Source organism: Parasphingorhabdus halotolerans, assembly GCF_012516475.1.
Lineage (GTDB): Bacteria > Pseudomonadota > Alphaproteobacteria > Sphingomonadales > Sphingomonadaceae > Parasphingorhabdus > Parasphingorhabdus halotolerans.
In genome coordinates this window covers 1,745,369-1,760,312 of record NZ_CP051217.1, presented here as the reverse complement: position 1 = coordinate 1,760,312, position 14,944 = coordinate 1,745,369, and the positions used below count along the sequence as shown (strand labels likewise).

Annotated in this window: 16 protein-coding genes; 11 read left to right on the top strand and 5 right to left on the bottom strand. The window is 55.0% G+C overall.

The genetic code is table 11. The features are described from left to right. Positions 1-120 precede the first annotated feature (120 nt). A complete protein-coding gene (gene purL, locus HF685_RS08565; RefSeq protein ID WP_168819295.1) occupies positions 121-2,328 on the bottom strand; it encodes a phosphoribosylformylglycinamidine synthase subunit PurL in 2,208 nt (735 codons plus the stop codon). 109 nt (positions 2,329-2,437) lie between these two features. On the opposite strand from purL, the gene HF685_RS08560 reads away from it, so the two are divergent. Together HF685_RS08560 and HF685_RS08555 are read left to right on the top strand one after the other, a co-directional pair. Further along, positions 2,438-3,160: an SDR family NAD(P)-dependent oxidoreductase gene (locus tag HF685_RS08560; RefSeq protein ID WP_168819294.1), complete on the top strand. Its 723-nt coding sequence runs from the start codon at positions 2,438-2,440 to the stop codon at positions 3,158-3,160. Positions 3,161-3,183: 23 nt separating this feature from the next. Further along, complete coding sequence (locus HF685_RS08555) at positions 3,184-3,783, top strand: 2-hydroxychromene-2-carboxylate isomerase (RefSeq protein WP_168819293.1); 600 nt, start codon at positions 3,184-3,186, stop codon at positions 3,781-3,783. Positions 3,784-3,872: 89 nt separating this feature from the next. Here the strand turns inward: HF685_RS08555 and HF685_RS08550 are convergent, their stop codons facing one another. Together HF685_RS08550 and HF685_RS08545 are read right to left on the bottom strand one after the other, a co-directional pair. Next, positions 3,873-4,277 (bottom strand): DUF2177 family protein, encoded by a 405-nt coding sequence (locus HF685_RS08550; RefSeq protein ID WP_168819292.1) that lies wholly within the window; start codon positions 4,275-4,277, stop codon positions 3,873-3,875. Between the two features lie 3 nt (positions 4,278-4,280). After that, a complete protein-coding gene (locus HF685_RS08545; protein WP_168819291.1) occupies positions 4,281-4,940 on the bottom strand; it encodes a metal-dependent hydrolase in 660 nt (219 codons plus the stop codon). Between the two features lie 445 nt (positions 4,941-5,385). Here HF685_RS08545 and HF685_RS08540 point away from each other — a divergent pair, with 445 nt between their 5' ends. The 5 genes from HF685_RS08540 (at position 5,386) to queA (ending at position 8,935) form a co-directional block, all read left to right on the top strand. After that, the gene (locus HF685_RS08540; RefSeq protein ID WP_168819290.1) at positions 5,386-5,634 is read left to right on the top strand and encodes an exodeoxyribonuclease VII small subunit; all 249 of its coding nucleotides are present in this window, start codon (positions 5,386-5,388) and stop codon (positions 5,632-5,634) included. A 50-nt stretch (positions 5,635-5,684) separates the two neighbouring features. Further along, positions 5,685-6,551 (top strand): polyprenyl synthetase family protein, encoded by an 867-nt coding sequence (locus HF685_RS08535; RefSeq protein ID WP_168821416.1) that lies wholly within the window; start codon positions 5,685-5,687, stop codon positions 6,549-6,551. A 51-nt stretch (positions 6,552-6,602) separates the two neighbouring features. Further along, positions 6,603-7,106 (top strand): pantetheine-phosphate adenylyltransferase, encoded by a 504-nt coding sequence (gene coaD / locus HF685_RS08530; protein WP_168819289.1) that lies wholly within the window; start codon positions 6,603-6,605, stop codon positions 7,104-7,106. A gap of 115 nt (positions 7,107-7,221) precedes the next feature. After that, on the top strand, positions 7,222-7,902 hold the full coding sequence (locus HF685_RS08525; protein WP_168819287.1) for a peptidylprolyl isomerase: 681 nt from the start codon (positions 7,222-7,224) through the stop codon (positions 7,900-7,902). A 7-nt stretch (positions 7,903-7,909) separates the two neighbouring features. Next, entirely contained in the window at positions 7,910-8,935 is a 1,026-nt protein-coding gene (queA, locus tag HF685_RS08520; protein ID WP_168819285.1) for a tRNA preQ1(34) S-adenosylmethionine ribosyltransferase-isomerase QueA, read from the top strand. Positions 8,936-8,948: 13 nt separating this feature from the next. On the opposite strand, the gene HF685_RS08515 is transcribed toward queA, so the two are convergent. Continuing rightward, positions 8,949-9,449: a hypothetical protein gene (locus tag HF685_RS08515; protein WP_168819283.1), complete on the bottom strand. Its 501-nt coding sequence runs from the start codon at positions 9,447-9,449 to the stop codon at positions 8,949-8,951. A 124-nt stretch (positions 9,450-9,573) separates the two neighbouring features. Beyond that, complete coding sequence (locus HF685_RS08510) at positions 9,574-9,930, bottom strand: BufA1 family periplasmic bufferin-type metallophore (protein ID WP_168819281.1); 357 nt, start codon at positions 9,928-9,930, stop codon at positions 9,574-9,576. 179 nt (positions 9,931-10,109) lie between these two features. Between HF685_RS08510 and tgt the strand changes: the two genes are divergently transcribed. The 4 genes from tgt (at position 10,110) to HF685_RS08490 (ending at position 14,863) form a co-directional block, all read left to right on the top strand. Next, positions 10,110-11,249: a tRNA guanosine(34) transglycosylase Tgt gene (tgt, locus tag HF685_RS08505; protein ID WP_168819279.1), complete on the top strand. Its 1,140-nt coding sequence runs from the start codon at positions 10,110-10,112 to the stop codon at positions 11,247-11,249. A gap of 33 nt (positions 11,250-11,282) precedes the next feature. Further along, entirely contained in the window at positions 11,283-11,588 is a 306-nt protein-coding gene (locus HF685_RS08500) for a YdeI/OmpD-associated family protein (protein WP_168819277.1), read from the top strand. An 84-nt stretch (positions 11,589-11,672) separates the two neighbouring features. Further along, entirely contained in the window at positions 11,673-14,405 is a 2,733-nt protein-coding gene (gene glnE, locus HF685_RS08495; protein WP_211051486.1) for a bifunctional [glutamate--ammonia ligase]-adenylyl-L-tyrosine phosphorylase/[glutamate--ammonia-ligase] adenylyltransferase, read from the top strand. Then, a complete protein-coding gene (locus HF685_RS08490; RefSeq protein ID WP_168819276.1) occupies positions 14,402-14,863 on the top strand; it encodes a peroxiredoxin in 462 nt (153 codons plus the stop codon). Before glnE ends, HF685_RS08490 begins: the two co-directional genes overlap by 4 nt. Positions 14,864-14,944: the final 81 nt, after the last annotated feature.

Genomic DNA, 14,944 nt, shown 5'->3' with positions numbered 1-14,944 from the left:
CTTACCATTCCCCCATTTATCGTCATCCTGAACTTGTTTCAGGATCTCCGTCGACCGAACGCAATTTTCCTCATGAGATGCTGAAACAAGTTCAGCATGACGATAGGCCATGTTAGACTCTTAGTCTTCCATCCAGTCACGGAAGAAGCTTTCATGCGCTTCGCGGAGGTCGGCAAGTGCAATCGGCTTCTCATTCAAAACCAACGCATCGCCTTTGACCCGGCCTATATTGGTAAACGGCACTTGTTCGGGATCCAGATCGCGTTCGTTGCGATAAGTCACAACATAACGCCCCTGCGCTTCGCTAAACGCAAATGCGCTGGTCATTTTTTGAATGTCTGCGCCCTTGTTCCCAGCGAGCGCCATTTCGGCGAGAGCAACCGCAAGGCCGCCATCGCCAATATCGTGAACTGCCGTCACTTTGCCTTCGGCGATTAATTTCCTGACGACTGTGCCGGTCAAGCTTTCGTCTTTCAGATCAACCAATGGTGGCGCGCCATCCTGTACGCCGTGAATTTCACGCATCCACAGCGACTGGCCTAGTTCCTCATGGTGCCATCCAATAGTGGCGACATAATCCCCCTCATTCTTAAACCCAATCGTCATCATCTTGTCGAGATCGTCAATCAAGCCCACCGCACCAATCGCTGGTGTCGGTAAAATCGCATGGCTCACGCCGTCCGCGCCGGTGGTTTCGTTATACAGGCTGACATTGCCCGACACGATGGGCATATCCAGCGCCTTACAGGCTTCGGCCATGCCCTCAATGCTGTGCACGAATTGCGCCATGATATGCGGTTTTTCGGGGTTACCGAAATTCATGCAATCGGTGGTCGCCAGTGGTTTCGCGCCGACCGCGCAGAGGTTGCGATAGGCTTCGGCGATTGCCTGCTTACCGCCTTCATAGGGATCGGCCTTGCAATAACGCGGCGTGCAGTCGGTGGTGATCGCAAGGCCCTTGTTGGTGCCATGAACCCGCACAACTGCGGCATCGCCGCCGGAGCGTTGGGCGGTATCCGCACCAACCTGGCTGTCATATTGCTCCCAGATCCAGCGGCGTGAGGCGAGGGCGGGAGTGGCCATCATCTTGAGCAAGTCCGCGCCGATATCGTTGCTTTCGGGAATATCACCCAGCGGTTGCACATTAATATGCGCGGCATATTCCTCGCGGCTCATATAGGGCCGGTCATAGAGCGGCGCATCATCGGCCAATGGCCCCAGCGGAATATCGCAGACCGTCTCGCCCTTGTGGGTAAGGACCATCCTCCGGGTATCGGTCACTTCGCCAATCACCGCGAAGTCCAGTTCCCACTTGGTGAAAATCGCCTCAGCCATTTCCTCACGGCCGGGTTTCAATACCATCAGCATGCGTTCCTGCGACTCGCTGAGCATCATCTCGTAAGCCGTCATTTCAGTCTCGCGGCATGGCACTTTGTCCATGTCGAGGATGATGCCAACCTCGCCATTGGTCGCCATTTCGACCGAAGAGCTGGTCAGTCCTGCCGCGCCCATATCCTGAATGGCGACAATCGCATCGCTTGCCATCAACTCCAGGCAAGCCTCGATCAGCAGCTTTTCGGTAAACGGATCACCGACTTGGACCGTGGGGCGCTTCTCGTCGCTATCATCATCAAATTCGGCGCTCGCCATGGTCGCACCGTGGATACCATCGCGGCCCGTTTTCGAGCCGACATAGACAATGGGATTCCCAACGCCGCTGGCCGCCGAATAGAAAATCTTGTCCGCATCGGCCACGCCGACCGTCATCGCGTTGACGATGATATTGCCGTCATAAGCGGGATCAAAATTGGTCTCGCCGCCTACTGTCGGCACGCCAACGCAGTTACCATAGCCGCCAATGCCAGCGACCACGCCTTTAACCAGATGCTTCATCTTGGGATGGTCAGGCCGACCAAAACGCAGTGCGTTCAAGTTAGCAACAGGCCTTGCACCCATTGTAAACACATCGCGGAGAATACCGCCAACGCCAGTTGCTGCACCCTGATAGGGTTCGATGTAAGACGGATGGTTGTGCGACTCCATCTTGAAGATCGCTGCTTGGTTGTCTCCAATGTCAATTACACCCGCATTCTCGCCGGGGCCGCAAATAACCTGCGGGCCGGTTGTGGGGAGTTTCTTCAGATGCAGACGAGATGATTTATAAGAACAATGTTCCGACCACATGACCGAGAAAATCCCCAGTTCGGTAATATTCGGTTCGCGTCCCAGCGCGTTTAATATGCGCTGATATTCCTCCTCGTTCAGGCCGTGCTCTTTGACGGTTTCGGGTGAGATTTGGGGCTCGTTTATCAGCGTGTCTGTTGTCATGATGATCCTTTAGCGAGGCGCGTCAAATTCGCCTAGAGGGAATTCTTGCATTGCCATCACCGGGCAAACATGGTTTCGTAATGCAACTGGTTGATGGAAGGCGCGCCGCATGGAAAAAACAGTCTTGGTCATGGGTGCCGGCGATGCGATTGGCAGTGCGATCATGCGCGCCTTTGCTGGTGTCGGCTACACCGTCGTGGGTGCGCGGCGCAATGGCGAGAAGCTGCAGCCAGTGGTTGATGAGATTGTCAGAACCGGCGGCAAGGCACATGGCTTTTCCTGTGATGCGCGCAACGAAGAACAAGTCACGGAGCTTTTTGCAAAAATTGAAAATGACATCGGCCCACTGGATAGCGTGGTATTCAATGTCGGGGCGAATGTGCCGATGACGATGCTCGATACCGACACGCGCAAGTTCACCAAAATATGGGAAATGGCGACACTGGCGGGTTTCCTCACCGGACAGGCGGCGGCGCGCCTTATGAGCGAACGCGGGCAGGGATCGATCATCTTCACCGGCGCAACCGCCAGTATGCGCGGCGCGGCGGGTTTTGGTGCCTTTGCGAGCGCGAAAGGTGCCTTGCGCAATATGGTGCAATCGCTGGCGCGCGAGATGGGGCCGCAAAATGTTCATGTCGCTCATGTGGTGATTGACGCGGCTGTCGATACTGAGTGGATCAAGGGGATGCTACCTGATTATGAAGCGCGCAAGGCCAATGACGGGGTCGTGAACCCCGATGATCTGGCGCAGAATTATGTCTGGTTGCACGAGCAGCCGCGCAACAGCTGGACGTTTGAATTGGATATCCGGCCCTGGAATGAAAAATGGTAACGAGAAATGGTGAGAATAGAAAAATGACCAAGACCATCGAACTAATCTACGATTTCGTCAGTCCCAATGCGTACCTAGCATGGTACCCGCTCAAGGCGCTGGCGGAAAAACATGACGCGAATATTGAAATCATCCCAGCCTTTCTCGGCGGGATGCACAAGCTGACGGGCAATGCGCCACCCTTCATCCGCGACGCCGAAGTGAAGGGCAAGAATGAATATGCCATGCTGGAGATGACGCGCTTCATCACGAAACACGGTTTGACGAAATTCCAGATGAACCCGCATTTTCCGTTCAACACGATCACACTCCAACGGATGCTGATAGCGGTGGGCGCAGACAAGCGTTCGGATTTCATTGATGCGTTGCTGCCCGCGATCTGGGAGCAGCAACTTGATGCAAGCGATGCGGAAGCTGTTGGGAAAATCCTGCAAGATGGCGGCTTCGATGCGCAGGCTTTGTTCGCGCAAACACAGGACGCGGCGATCAAACAGGAACTGATCGACAATACCGAAAAAGCCGTCGAGCGCGGCGCTTTTGGCATCCCGACATTTTTTGTGGAAGGCGAGATGTATTTTGGCAAAGAGCGGTTAGATCAGATTGAGGCGCAGTTGGCGGGGTAAAAGTTTCGTGCTCCGCACCTGATGCAGAGCTGGTTTTTGGCCTAAGCACTCATTGCCGCATGGCGTGCGGAGCACATTGCTGTCAAATGCTATCTAACAAACCGCAGCACCAGAAACGCAGTCAGTGCAGCCGTCGTGCCAGTCGCAAAAGTACCCCAGATAATATCAATCACAGACAGCTTGGTGGTCCAAACTTTCATCACCGCCTGATTGGTCAAATCATAGGTCGCGTAGCAGAAAAAGCCCAGTAATGCACCATTGAGCAGTGCGGTCGTCCACTGCCCGTCCTGCAACGCCGGTCGCAACGCAAACCACATGATGCCAGCGAGATAAAGCGCGTAAAAAACCAGTGCCGGAGCCAGACGAAATTGATCTGCCATTAGGTCACCGATGATCGGGCGATAGAGTTTTTCCGCCGCGTTGCTCAGCCAGATGGCATCCAATATGCCGAAAATTACGGCTGCGATGATATAAGCGATTAGATATTGTGCCATGCTTCAGGCCCCTTTGAGCGTTCTCGTTTTCCCTAGCCACCATGCTGCCAGCGCAGCGGCTGCAAAGGAAACCAGCGCGGTGACTTTCATTTCCATATTCGCAGCTTCCGGTGGCGGTCCAAACCAGTTAATCGCCTGAAACAGCGTCAGCAACACGGCCAAGAGGGCAATCGCATATTTGGATTTCTCCGAAATGGCGCGGGTTTTCATGATATAAAACGCCAGCGCGCCAAAGGTGATGAGGATTTCCAGCGGCATTTCGATGAGGGGATAATTCCATAGTCCGAATCCCAGTTTTGGCGGTGATCCAGCCAGCGTAAGATCAGGTGCATGGACCAGGAGGTCAAGAAACCAGTGCGACACCACCACCGCCCCGCCGATCATTGCGCCAGCGCGGTTTTTTGTGAACAGCCAGATCAGCAGCGCAAAACCCAGCGCCCAAACCGTGCTCCCGAGCAAACTGTGGGTGTACGGCATATTGTAAAGATCGAGCGGCACCATTTTGGTGATGCCCGGGGTGATCCGGAAGTTCTCAATCCCCGCGATGGCGAAGGCGAAAAAGCCAAAATCCACAAGCTGTCCGGCGACGAATAATGTGCCAAGGCCGGGTGCCTTGGGATGGGCTGCGGCGACCATTGCGGGCGCGAAATGACCGATGAACATTGTGCTCTCCCTGCTTTTTGTTTTCCTATGGGGGAGTCTTTTTCAAACCTCAAGCGCCGGGCGCGGGTATTGTTTTGTCTCGCGCTAGTTCGCTTCGCTCACGCTCCGACGGGGCGGCCTGACCGGCCCACGCGCGCTATCTGACTTTGGCGCGCTTGCCTCGCGATCATTCGCTCGGTGTTCCAACTGGTAATGAGCTGAAGTGATACCGACGCGAAACGGAGGCAAGCGCGACTGCGCGCCCGAGCTTATGCGAGCATAGCCAAGGGAGCGGATGCGACCGCCCGGCGCTTGAGGTCAAAATAAAAACTCCCGCCCGAGACAAAGTAACATTGCCTGACGTCAAACAAAACACCTCCCATCCCACCTCTCTACCACCAAAAAAACCACACCATCCTTGGCTCTCCACTTGACCGAAACCTAAACCGGCGTCATTGAAACCGGCATGAGCGAAACCACTGAAACCCCGTCAGACCTGAACTTTGAAGATGCGCTCAAGCGCCTTGAAGATATTGTCCGAAAGCTGGAAAGCGGCGATGTGCCGCTCGATCAATCAATTGCGCTTTACGAGCAGGGTGAAAAGTTGCGCGGACTTTGCCAGAAACGGCTGGAAGCGGCGCAGGCGAAGATCGAAAAGATCACTCTGGACCGCGAGGGCAAGCCCGCTGGGACCGCCCCGTTTGATGCGGAGTAGCAGCATTGGCAGACAATAGCGCCAATAATAATCTGGATTTGCAGGCCGAAATGGCGCGCGTCGCCGCTGCGGTCGACAAGCAGTTTGATCTGTTGCTGAGCGTGCCCGATGATCCGCGCGCCGAACTATTTGAAGCGATGCGCCATTCTGCGATTGGCGGCGGTAAGCGGTTGCGGCCTTTGCTGGTGATGGCGACGGCACGGCTTTTTAATGTGAACGAGAATTGCGCCATTCGCGCGGCGACGGCGGTCGAAGCGTTGCATGTCTATTCGCTGATCCATGATGATCTGCCCTGCATGGACGATGATGCCATGCGCCGCGGCAAACCGACAACACATGTTGCTTTTGGCGAATCTCAGGCAGTTCTGGCTGGCGATGCGCTGCATGCCCTTGCGTTTGAACTCCTGGCTGATGAACAGACCCACAGCGATCCTTTTGTGCGGTCCGAAATGGTGGCTTGTCTGGCTAGGGCCGCCGGACCTTCGGGCATGGCAGGCGGCCAGATGATGGATCTGGTGGCTGAGACAACAACCTTCGATTTGCAAACCGTGACACGCCTGCAGCAGCTCAAGACTGGCGCTTTGATCGCCGCTTGCGTGGAAATTGGCGCGATCCTAGGGCATGTAGCGATTGAAGGCAGAAAAGGCCTGCGCGGTTATGCCCATGATCTCGGCCTTGCGTTCCAGATTGCGGACGACATATTGGATGTCGAAGGCGATGAAGAACTGGCCGGCAAAGCGCTGCATAAAGACCAGCAGGCGGGGAAGCAGACCTTCCTCAGTTTAATGGGATTGGAGCGCGCCAGGGAGCAGGCCCAGATGCTTGTGAATCAAGCCAAATCACATTTGAGCATCTATGGCGAAGAAGCAGATGTATTACGCGCTATTGCAGAATTTACCGTCCATCGGGACCGCTGAGTTGGACTGGTCCGAACAGAAGTAAACCGGACACGAACAGGGAAAGATTTTATGAGGATTGGCATTTATCCGGGCACTTTTGACCCGATCACCTTGGGTCATATGGATATAATCAAGCGCGGAACGGCGCTGGTTGACAAGCTGGTTATCGGTGTCACCACCAATCCTTCCAAATCTCCGATGTTTTCTGACGAGGAACGTCTCGATATGGTGCGCCGGGAAACCGCGCATCTGGGCGATGCCGTGGAGGTGGTCGGGTTTAACTCGCTGCTGATGAAATTTGCCGAAAAACAGCGCGCCAGCGTTATCGTGCGCGGCCTGCGTGCTGTTGCCGATTTTGAATATGAATACCAGATGGCAGGCATGAACCAGCAACTGAATGATGATATCGAGACGGTGTTCCTGATGGCAGATGTGTCGCTGCAACCGATTGCCTCGCGGCTGGTGAAAGAAATCGCGATGTTCGGCGGTGAAGTTAAAAAATTCGTGACCCCCAAAGTGGCCGAAGAAATTGTCACACGCGTTAACGAGATTGGTTTGAAGGGCGATCAATAGCGCTTTTTTTGTCAAAGCAATTCATTGCAGCGAAAGGCTGTTTCGTTCAAAGGCGTTCGACATTGATGATCAATGTTATCCAGGCACCATTGAGTGTGAACAGGTGAGTTCGAATATGCTGCGTAAAATATCCCTCTTTTTTGCTGCCGTGCTGCTGGCCTCCAGCCCGTCGCTCGCCCAGGGCGTTTCTGAACAGGCAACTGTTGAACAAGAGACTGCTGAACAGGCGCCTGCTCCGGCCGCAGTCGCGCCGGAAGAGAATATTCTTTACCTTGATCTTTCGACCGGTGGCCGGGTTGCCATTCAGCTTTTTCCAGCCGTTGCGCCCAATCATGTCGAGCGGATCAAAACCCTCGCGCGCCAAGGCTTTTACAACGGAGTGATTTTCCATCGTGTGATCGATGGCTTTATGGCGCAAACCGGTGATCCCACCGGTACCGGAACGGGAGGGTCCGATTTGCCGGACCTGAAAGCCGAGTTTCATCCGTTTCCGCATTTGCGTGGTGTGGTCTCAATGGCCCGGGCGCAGGGCGAAGACAGCGCCAATAGCCAGTTCTTCATTGTTTTCTATCCGCGTTTCGCGCTGGACAATAAATATACTGTTTTCGGGCGGGTGACGGCTGGTATGGAATATGTGGATGCGATCAATCGCGGTGAACCGCCGGCAAGTCCGAGCCGGATTTTGCAGGCTTCTGTCGCGGCAGACAACAAGGCGCCGCCACCGCCTGGTTCTTATGCAGCCCCGGCACAAAAAGAGATTACGGTCGATGATCTCAACGCGCCCCTAAATCCCTGATTTAAGCGTGCGCGTTGATCTTTTTGATTTTGCGCTGCCGCAGGAAAATATTGCGCTGAGGCCTGCTGTCCCGAGGGACAGTGCCAAACTGCTGCTTGCTGCGGATGATATGCTGTCAGATCATCGGGTGAGCGATTTACCCCGCCTGCTCTCCGACAAAGACATATTGGTGTTTAATGACACCAAAGTGATTCCGGCGCAGCTCCAGGGGCGGCGCGGTGAAGCGACCATTGGTGCGACATTGCACAAGCGCATCGATTTGCGCCGCTGGCAGGCATTTATCCGCAATGCCAAACGCTTGAAACCCGGGCAGGAAATTGACTTCGGTCAGGATGTTTTCGCCATCGCGGAAGCGCGACTGGCAGACGGCAGTTTCGTGCTCCACTTTCAGGGTGAGGAGCCGGTGGAAGTGCTGCTGGGCCGGGCAGGCACTATGCCGCTGCCGCCTTATATCGCAAGCAAGCGCGATATCGACGAACGCGATGCGGCCGATTATCAGACAATGTTCGCAAAGGAAGAAGGTGCGGTCGCGGCGCCGACCGCTGCGCTGCATTTTACGGATGGACTGATCGCTGCCCTCGACGCTGCCGGAATTGGCCGTGAGACGCTGACATTGCATGTTGGCGCGGGAACCTTCCTACCGGTAAAGGTTGATGAAACCGATGATCACCAGATGCACAGCGAATGGGGGCGGATAGAACAGCAAATGGCGGATCGTCTCAATGCCGCGCGCGCCAGTGGCGGACGGATCATCGCGGTTGGCACGACCAGCCTGCGTTTACTGGAGAGCGCGACGGGAGAGGATGGTATCATCACGCCGTTTGAAGGTGATACGGATATTTTCATTACGCCCGGGTATAAGTTCTGCGCGATAGATGGTTTGATGACCAATTTCCATTTACCGAAATCCACGCTGTTCATGCTGGTGAGCGCGCTGATGGGGCTTGAGACTATGCAGGCGGCCTATGCCCATGCGATTGCAGAGGATTACCGGTTTTACAGCTATGGTGATTCCAGTTTGTTGCTGCCTTGATTTTTAGGGTCGATCAATAGGGTTTGCCATCAACCATCGTTGTGCCGCCCAATTCGATGGTATCTACATTGACCCATCGGGAATTTCGTTCTTCCCAGCGCTCCTTGTGTTTCTGTGTCGTCACTACATTAAATTCTGAGTTGCCATCACGGCCGAGCATCTGGCGATCCCATTTCTGATCGGTCCAGACGGTGGCGCAGTGGCCATCGCAGCCAATTTCAATACCGGTAATTGTCATTTCAAGGACATTGGTTTTGGGAATGATCGCCCATTCCTTGAGCTTGATTTCTTTGAGTTGGTCGCGGCCGGTGATCGAGCCATCTTCCTCTACTATGCGCGTGTCTGCAGGAACGCCTTCCATATAGCGTTCGATATCTTGGTTTCTTGAAGCCTCCAGACCATATTCGATTTCATCCTTAATGGCCTCAAAAACGGCTTGGTCAATCGCCGGTTTATCGGGTGCGGCATTTGCGGGTAGAATGCTGGCGGCGAGGATCGCGGGCAATAACATCACAAAATTCTCCTATCGACTACAATTGTAGTTAACAGATAGAAAACGTGATGTCCATCGGTTACTATGTTCAAATAAAAAAGGCGGATCAATCGAACCGCCCTTTTTAAAATTATGTTCGAAGGGCCTAGCCTTCTGCAGCCGCAGCCACTGGAACCGGTGGATCATTATCCGCCACTTCGGTGAGTGATCCGCCCATTGGTTCGCATTCTCCAGCGCCGGTATATTTCCACGCGTTGCCCTGATAATCGACTATCGAGGTGCCAGCACAGCTTGTGCCTTCGCCAGCAGCACAATCATTTTCGCCTGCTTTTGCGATGCCGAAGCATTTTTCTTTTTCGGCTGCGGCGACTTCAGTCACTTCCGCGTCGGTTGCTTCCGCAGTTTCGCTTGTGGCTTCACTTGTGCCGCCGCCACAGGCGGAAAGGGTTGCTGCAGCAATAAGCGCGGTTGCGGTTGATGCTAATCTGTTTGTTTTGGTCATAATATACTCCTGATGTTGGTCCTGAAATAGTCTGTCACCATCATGCGCAGATGTTGAAGGATTCGCGCAAAACGATCCTTTGGTTACACTATTGGTCGCAAAACACAAATCGTCTCCGATATTCCGTTGGCAATATCGTGGCTTTCCATCCCCATAGTCTGTCACTAGGAACACTCGATATGACCGATCGTTTTACCTTTTCGATAGACGCAACGGAAGGCAAGGCCCGCACGGGCAAAATCTCCATGATGCGTGGCGATATCCGCACACCAGCGTTCATGCCGGTGGGCACTGCGGCGACGGTGAAGGCAATGAAGCCAGAGACCGTGCGGTCAGCCGGCGCGGATATCATATTGGGCAATACCTATCACCTGATGCTGCGGCCCGGCGCGGAACGTATGGCGCGGCTGGGCGGCTTGCATAAATTCATGAATTGGGACCGGCCTATTCTCACCGACAGTGGCGGCTATCAGGTGATGAGCCTCTCCGAGCTGGCCAAGCTGACCGAGGATGGCGTCGAGTTTAAAAGCCATTTGGATGGCTCGCGCCATATGTTGACGCCGGAACGCTCGATGGAAATCCAGCGCCTGCTTGGCAGCGATATTGTGATGGCCTTTGATGAGTGCACCAAAAATGGCGCAACGCGCGATGAGGCGATGGCTTCCATGGAGCGTTCAATGCGCTGGGCCAAACGCTCGCGTAGCGGCTTTGATAGTGGGGAGGAACACGCATCGCGGGCGGCGTTATTTGGCATTCAGCAGGGTTCGCTGGATAAAGAGATTCGCAAAGCTTCTGCCGAGGCGCTGATCGATATCGGCTTTGATGGCTATGCAATTGGCGGGCTGGCGGTCGGCGAAGGACAGGAGGCGATGTTTGATGTGCTTGATTGTGCGCCGGGTCAATTACCCGAGGACAAACCGCGCTATCTCATGGGCGTTGGCAAGCCGGATGATTTGGTGGGTGCAGTCGAGCGCGGGGTGGATATGTTTGATTGCGTGTTGCCGAGCCGTTCGGGACGTAATGGGCAGGCGTTTACGGCCTATGGCCCGATCAACATCCGCAATGCCAAATTTGCCGAGGATCTCGAACCGCTTGATGCCAGTTGCGCTTGCGCGGTCTGCCAGACGTATAGCCGTGCCTATTTGCATCACCTCATACGCGCCAAAGAAATTCTCGGCGCGATGCTGATGACGGAACATAATATCGCGTGTTATCAAGCGCTGATGGCGGGGATGCGGCAGGCGATTTCTGAGGGAAGGTTTTCCCAATTTGCCAGCGGTTTTCGCACGCGCTATTTAGCCAATGCTGAGTCCGATTGATCTGAAACTGCCTGGGTTGTAATATCCGCTGCGATGCGTGAGACTTTTCTTGAAGGAACCGTCCACAAGACGGCGGAGGATATGCGCACTGCCATTACGGCGGACGCCGAGGTTTTCGCCCTGTGGCAGAGCCTGACCCCGCTGGGCCGCAACGAGTTTATCTGCTGGGTGGAAGATGCCAAACAGGCGAAAACCCGAGAAAGACGCATCAGGCGGACAATCGAGGAAATGCAGGAAGGCAAGCGGCGTCCCTGCTGCTGGTCCGGATGCATCCACCGGACGGACAAGGCTCCGAGTAAGTGGCAACAGGCTGTGCTGATCGACAAGAAGAAACCATAGTCATTTCGAGTGCTGCTCGCTGTATCGTTCAGGGCGTCGTCGTCAGGCGTGACAAATGCGGATGAGGCCGTAAAAGCATTTGTGATGAATGCGCCCCAGCCTCCTTCGCCAACCTTGCTCGCCGACGCCATGACCCGCGCCCGGGAAAATGCGCCCTATCTCGCAATGGCAATGGAAGTGCAGCCAGAGCTTACCGCATTGCTGGCGGATGAAAATCTCGAAGCGGCAATGGACTTTACCGCTCAGGCTGGCGCGCGTGCCGAAAACGTCCGTCAAAAACTGCGCCTTGAAAAACGCGCTCTGGCGCTCACGCTAGCAATCGGCGATCTGGCGGGGCAGCTTACTCTCACCGACGTTATAACGAAGCTCTCAGATTTCGCTGACCGTACGCTGGATGAAGCGCTTGCGGATATCTACGCCGACCGTTATCCCGATGCGACGCCCGCACAGGGTTTTGCGGTCATTGGCCTTGGCAAACATGGCAGCCGCGAGTTGAATTACTCTTCGGATATTGATCCGATTTTTATCTATGATCCCGAAACTATCCCGACACGCGGAAAGGAAGAGCCGAGCGATGCGGCGCGTCGGATCGGGCAGGGGCTGGTTGATGCGCTGAACACTCGCGATGCCAATGGCTACGTTTTCCGCGTCGATATGCGGCTTCGGCCTTCTCCGGAAGTGAGTCCGATAGCGCTGCCGGTGGAGGCGGCGATCAGTTATTATGAATCCAGCGCACTGGCCTGGGAGCAGGCGGCGTTTATCCGCTCCCGTGTCGCTGCTGGCGACACTAAGCTTGGCGAATATTTTCTTGAAACAATCAATCCGTTTATCTGGCGGCGCTCACTGGATTACGGGGCGATCAAGAATATCGGCGACGTCTCTGTGCAAATTCGCGATCACTATGCAGCGGGACAAAAATTTGGCCCTGGCTATGATCTCAAGCGCGGGCGCGGTGGGATTCGCGAGGCTGAGTTCTATGCGCAGATGCACCAGCTGATATTTGGCGGTCGCGAACCGGAATTGCGGGTTGCGGCAACCCGCGATGCGCTCGATGCTTTAGTAGAGGCCGGACGGATTGACGGTGCGAAAGCCCGGACGCTGAGCGCAGCATATGAGCAATACCGGATCATTGAGCACCGGCTGCAGATGATAAATGACCAGCAAACCCATAGCCTGCCCGATGACGATGCAGGCATGGACCGGGTGGCGCGGTTGCATGGCATGAAAAGCGGCAAAGAACTGCTCGCGCTGCTTGAGCCGAAGGTTGAAGCGGTCGGGTCTATTTATGACGAGCTGATTGATGACGAGGACAACGCCGCGCTGCCAAAAGATAGCCAGAAACTGGAACAGGCCATTGCCGATATGGGCGTGGATGATCCGGAATTTTTCGCGACCAAGATTAATCGTTGGCGCAGCGGCAAGATTACTGCGCTGCGGAGTACTGCGGCAATCGAGTCTTTTGAAGCCGTTCTGCCCGAACTAATAGAATCACTTGCCAGCTCGCCTAATCCGCAGCAAGCCATCACCCGGCTGGATAGTTTGATCGAACGCCTGCCTACGGCGATTAACTTTTTCCGGATGCTCGAAGCGCGGCCTGGATTGCGCGATATGCTTGGGCGGATATTGAGTCATGCCCCGGTTTTGGCCGATGCGCTGGCGCGGCGTACCGAGTTTTTCGAGGGGTTGATTGATACCACCGCGCTCGATTTGCCGCCAGATATTGTGACGTTGGCCGAAGAGTTTTCGCAAGCCGAACCTGGCGATGATTATCAGATGCTGCTCGACCGAGTGCGCGCGCGGGTCGGTGAAAAACGCTTTGCGCTGGGCACACAGCTTATTGAAGGCCGCCATGATGCGCTGGCGATTGCCGAGGGATATGCGCGAGTGGCCGAGGCTGCTATTCAGGTTTTGACGGCTGCGACCATTACCGAATTTGAAGCCGTGCATGGAACCGTTGCCGACAGCGAACTGCTCATTCTGGCTTTGGGCCGTCTCGGCGGCGAGGCGCTGACCCACGCCTCTGATCTCGATTTGATATTTCTCTTCACCGGCGATCACAGTGCTGAATCGGATGGCAGCCGTCCATTGGGTGGCACACAATATTTTAATCGGCTGGCGACACGCATTGTTACCGCTTTATCGGTGCCGACAGCAGCGGGGCCGTTATATGAGGTCGATACCCGCCTTCGGCCTTCGGGCGCGCAGGGGCCGATGGCGGTTTCGATGGAGAGTTTCCGGAAATATCAGCAGGAAAGCGCCTGGACGTGGGAGCACATGGCACTGACCCGGGCACGGCCGGTTTATGGCAGTGCGGCGGCGCGACAGCTACTGCAGCATGATATTTACGCCGTATTGCAAAAAGACCGCGAACCGGAAAAGCTGCGCAAGGAAGTACGCAAGATGCGGCTGGATATTGTCGCGCATAAACCCCCAAAAGGACCGCTCGACACCAAGCTTATGGAGGGCGGACTGATCGACTGGGAGTTTATCATCCACTTCCTGCAGCTCAAAACCGGCGAGGCTTTGCATCCGCAATTGGACAAGGCGGCGCTGGCGTTGGCAAATGCTGGCCATTTAGACGGGCAGATGGTGCAAGCGCATGAACTAATGACACGTCTTTTGGTGGCCCTTCGACTGATGTCGCCCGATTGTGATTATCCGCCCGAAACAAGTCGCGAACTTATTGCGCACGCGGCTGGGCAAGCCAATTGGGATGCCCTTCTGGCGGAGTATGATGCGGCAAGACAATGCGTTATTGAAGAATGGAACCGGCATTTGCGACCGGATCCCGATGAAATTCTAGGAGATATAATATGATAGATGTTGGCGATACACTTCCGGACATGGACCTGACCGCGCCGGATGGCAGCATAGTCACACTGTCCGACTACCGTGGCAAAAAACTGGTGCTGTTCTTTTATCCCAAGGCCAGCACGCCGGGCTGCACGACCGAATCGAAAGATTTTTCTGCGCTTTTGCCGGAATTTGAAAAAGCGGGCGCCGCCGTTCTGGGTATGTCCGCCGATTCGCCAAAAAAACAGCAGAATTTCATCAACAAGCAGGAATTAACCGTCGATATTGCTTCGGATGAAAGCACGGAATTTCTGGAGAAAATCGGCGTCTGGGCGGAAAAAAAGATGTATGGCAAAACCTATATGGGGATTATCCGGTCTACCTTCCTGATCGGACCTGATGGTAAGGTTTTGCAAGCTTGGCCCAAAGTGAAGGTCAAAGGCCATGCCGAGGACGTGCTCGCGGCTGTGCAGGCTGCTTGAGCGGCTTGAATAAGCAGGCAAAATTTGCTCATACTGCAGGGGAAGCGGTTTTGCATGTGCTGCAAACCCGGCAACCGGCTA

Coding starts and splice junctions, on each gene's coding strand:
- purL (WP_168819295.1), bottom strand. CDS start 2,328: ATGACAACAGACACGCTGATAAACGAGCCCCAAATCTCACCCGAAACC.
- HF685_RS08560 (WP_168819294.1), top strand. CDS start 2,438: ATGGAAAAAACAGTCTTGGTCATGGGTGCCGGCGATGCGATTGGCAGT.
- HF685_RS08555 (WP_168819293.1), top strand. CDS start 3,184: ATGACCAAGACCATCGAACTAATCTACGATTTCGTCAGTCCCAATGCG.
- HF685_RS08550 (WP_168819292.1), bottom strand. CDS start 4,277: ATGGCACAATATCTAATCGCTTATATCATCGCAGCCGTAATTTTCGGC.
- HF685_RS08545 (WP_168819291.1), bottom strand. CDS start 4,940: ATGTTCATCGGTCATTTCGCGCCCGCAATGGTCGCCGCAGCCCATCCC.
- HF685_RS08540 (WP_168819290.1), top strand. CDS start 5,386: ATGAGCGAAACCACTGAAACCCCGTCAGACCTGAACTTTGAAGATGCG.
- HF685_RS08535 (WP_168821416.1), top strand. CDS start 5,685: ATGGCGCGCGTCGCCGCTGCGGTCGACAAGCAGTTTGATCTGTTGCTG.
- coaD (WP_168819289.1), top strand. CDS start 6,603: ATGAGGATTGGCATTTATCCGGGCACTTTTGACCCGATCACCTTGGGT.
- HF685_RS08525 (WP_168819287.1), top strand. CDS start 7,222: ATGCTGCGTAAAATATCCCTCTTTTTTGCTGCCGTGCTGCTGGCCTCC.
- HF685_RS08510 (WP_168819281.1), bottom strand. CDS start 9,930: ATGACCAAAACAAACAGATTAGCATCAACCGCAACCGCGCTTATTGCT.
- tgt (WP_168819279.1), top strand. CDS start 10,110: ATGACCGATCGTTTTACCTTTTCGATAGACGCAACGGAAGGCAAGGCC.
- HF685_RS08500 (WP_168819277.1), top strand. CDS start 11,283: ATGCGTGAGACTTTTCTTGAAGGAACCGTCCACAAGACGGCGGAGGAT.
- glnE (WP_211051486.1), top strand. CDS start 11,673: ATGAATGCGCCCCAGCCTCCTTCGCCAACCTTGCTCGCCGACGCCATG.
- HF685_RS08490 (WP_168819276.1), top strand. CDS start 14,402: ATGATAGATGTTGGCGATACACTTCCGGACATGGACCTGACCGCGCCG.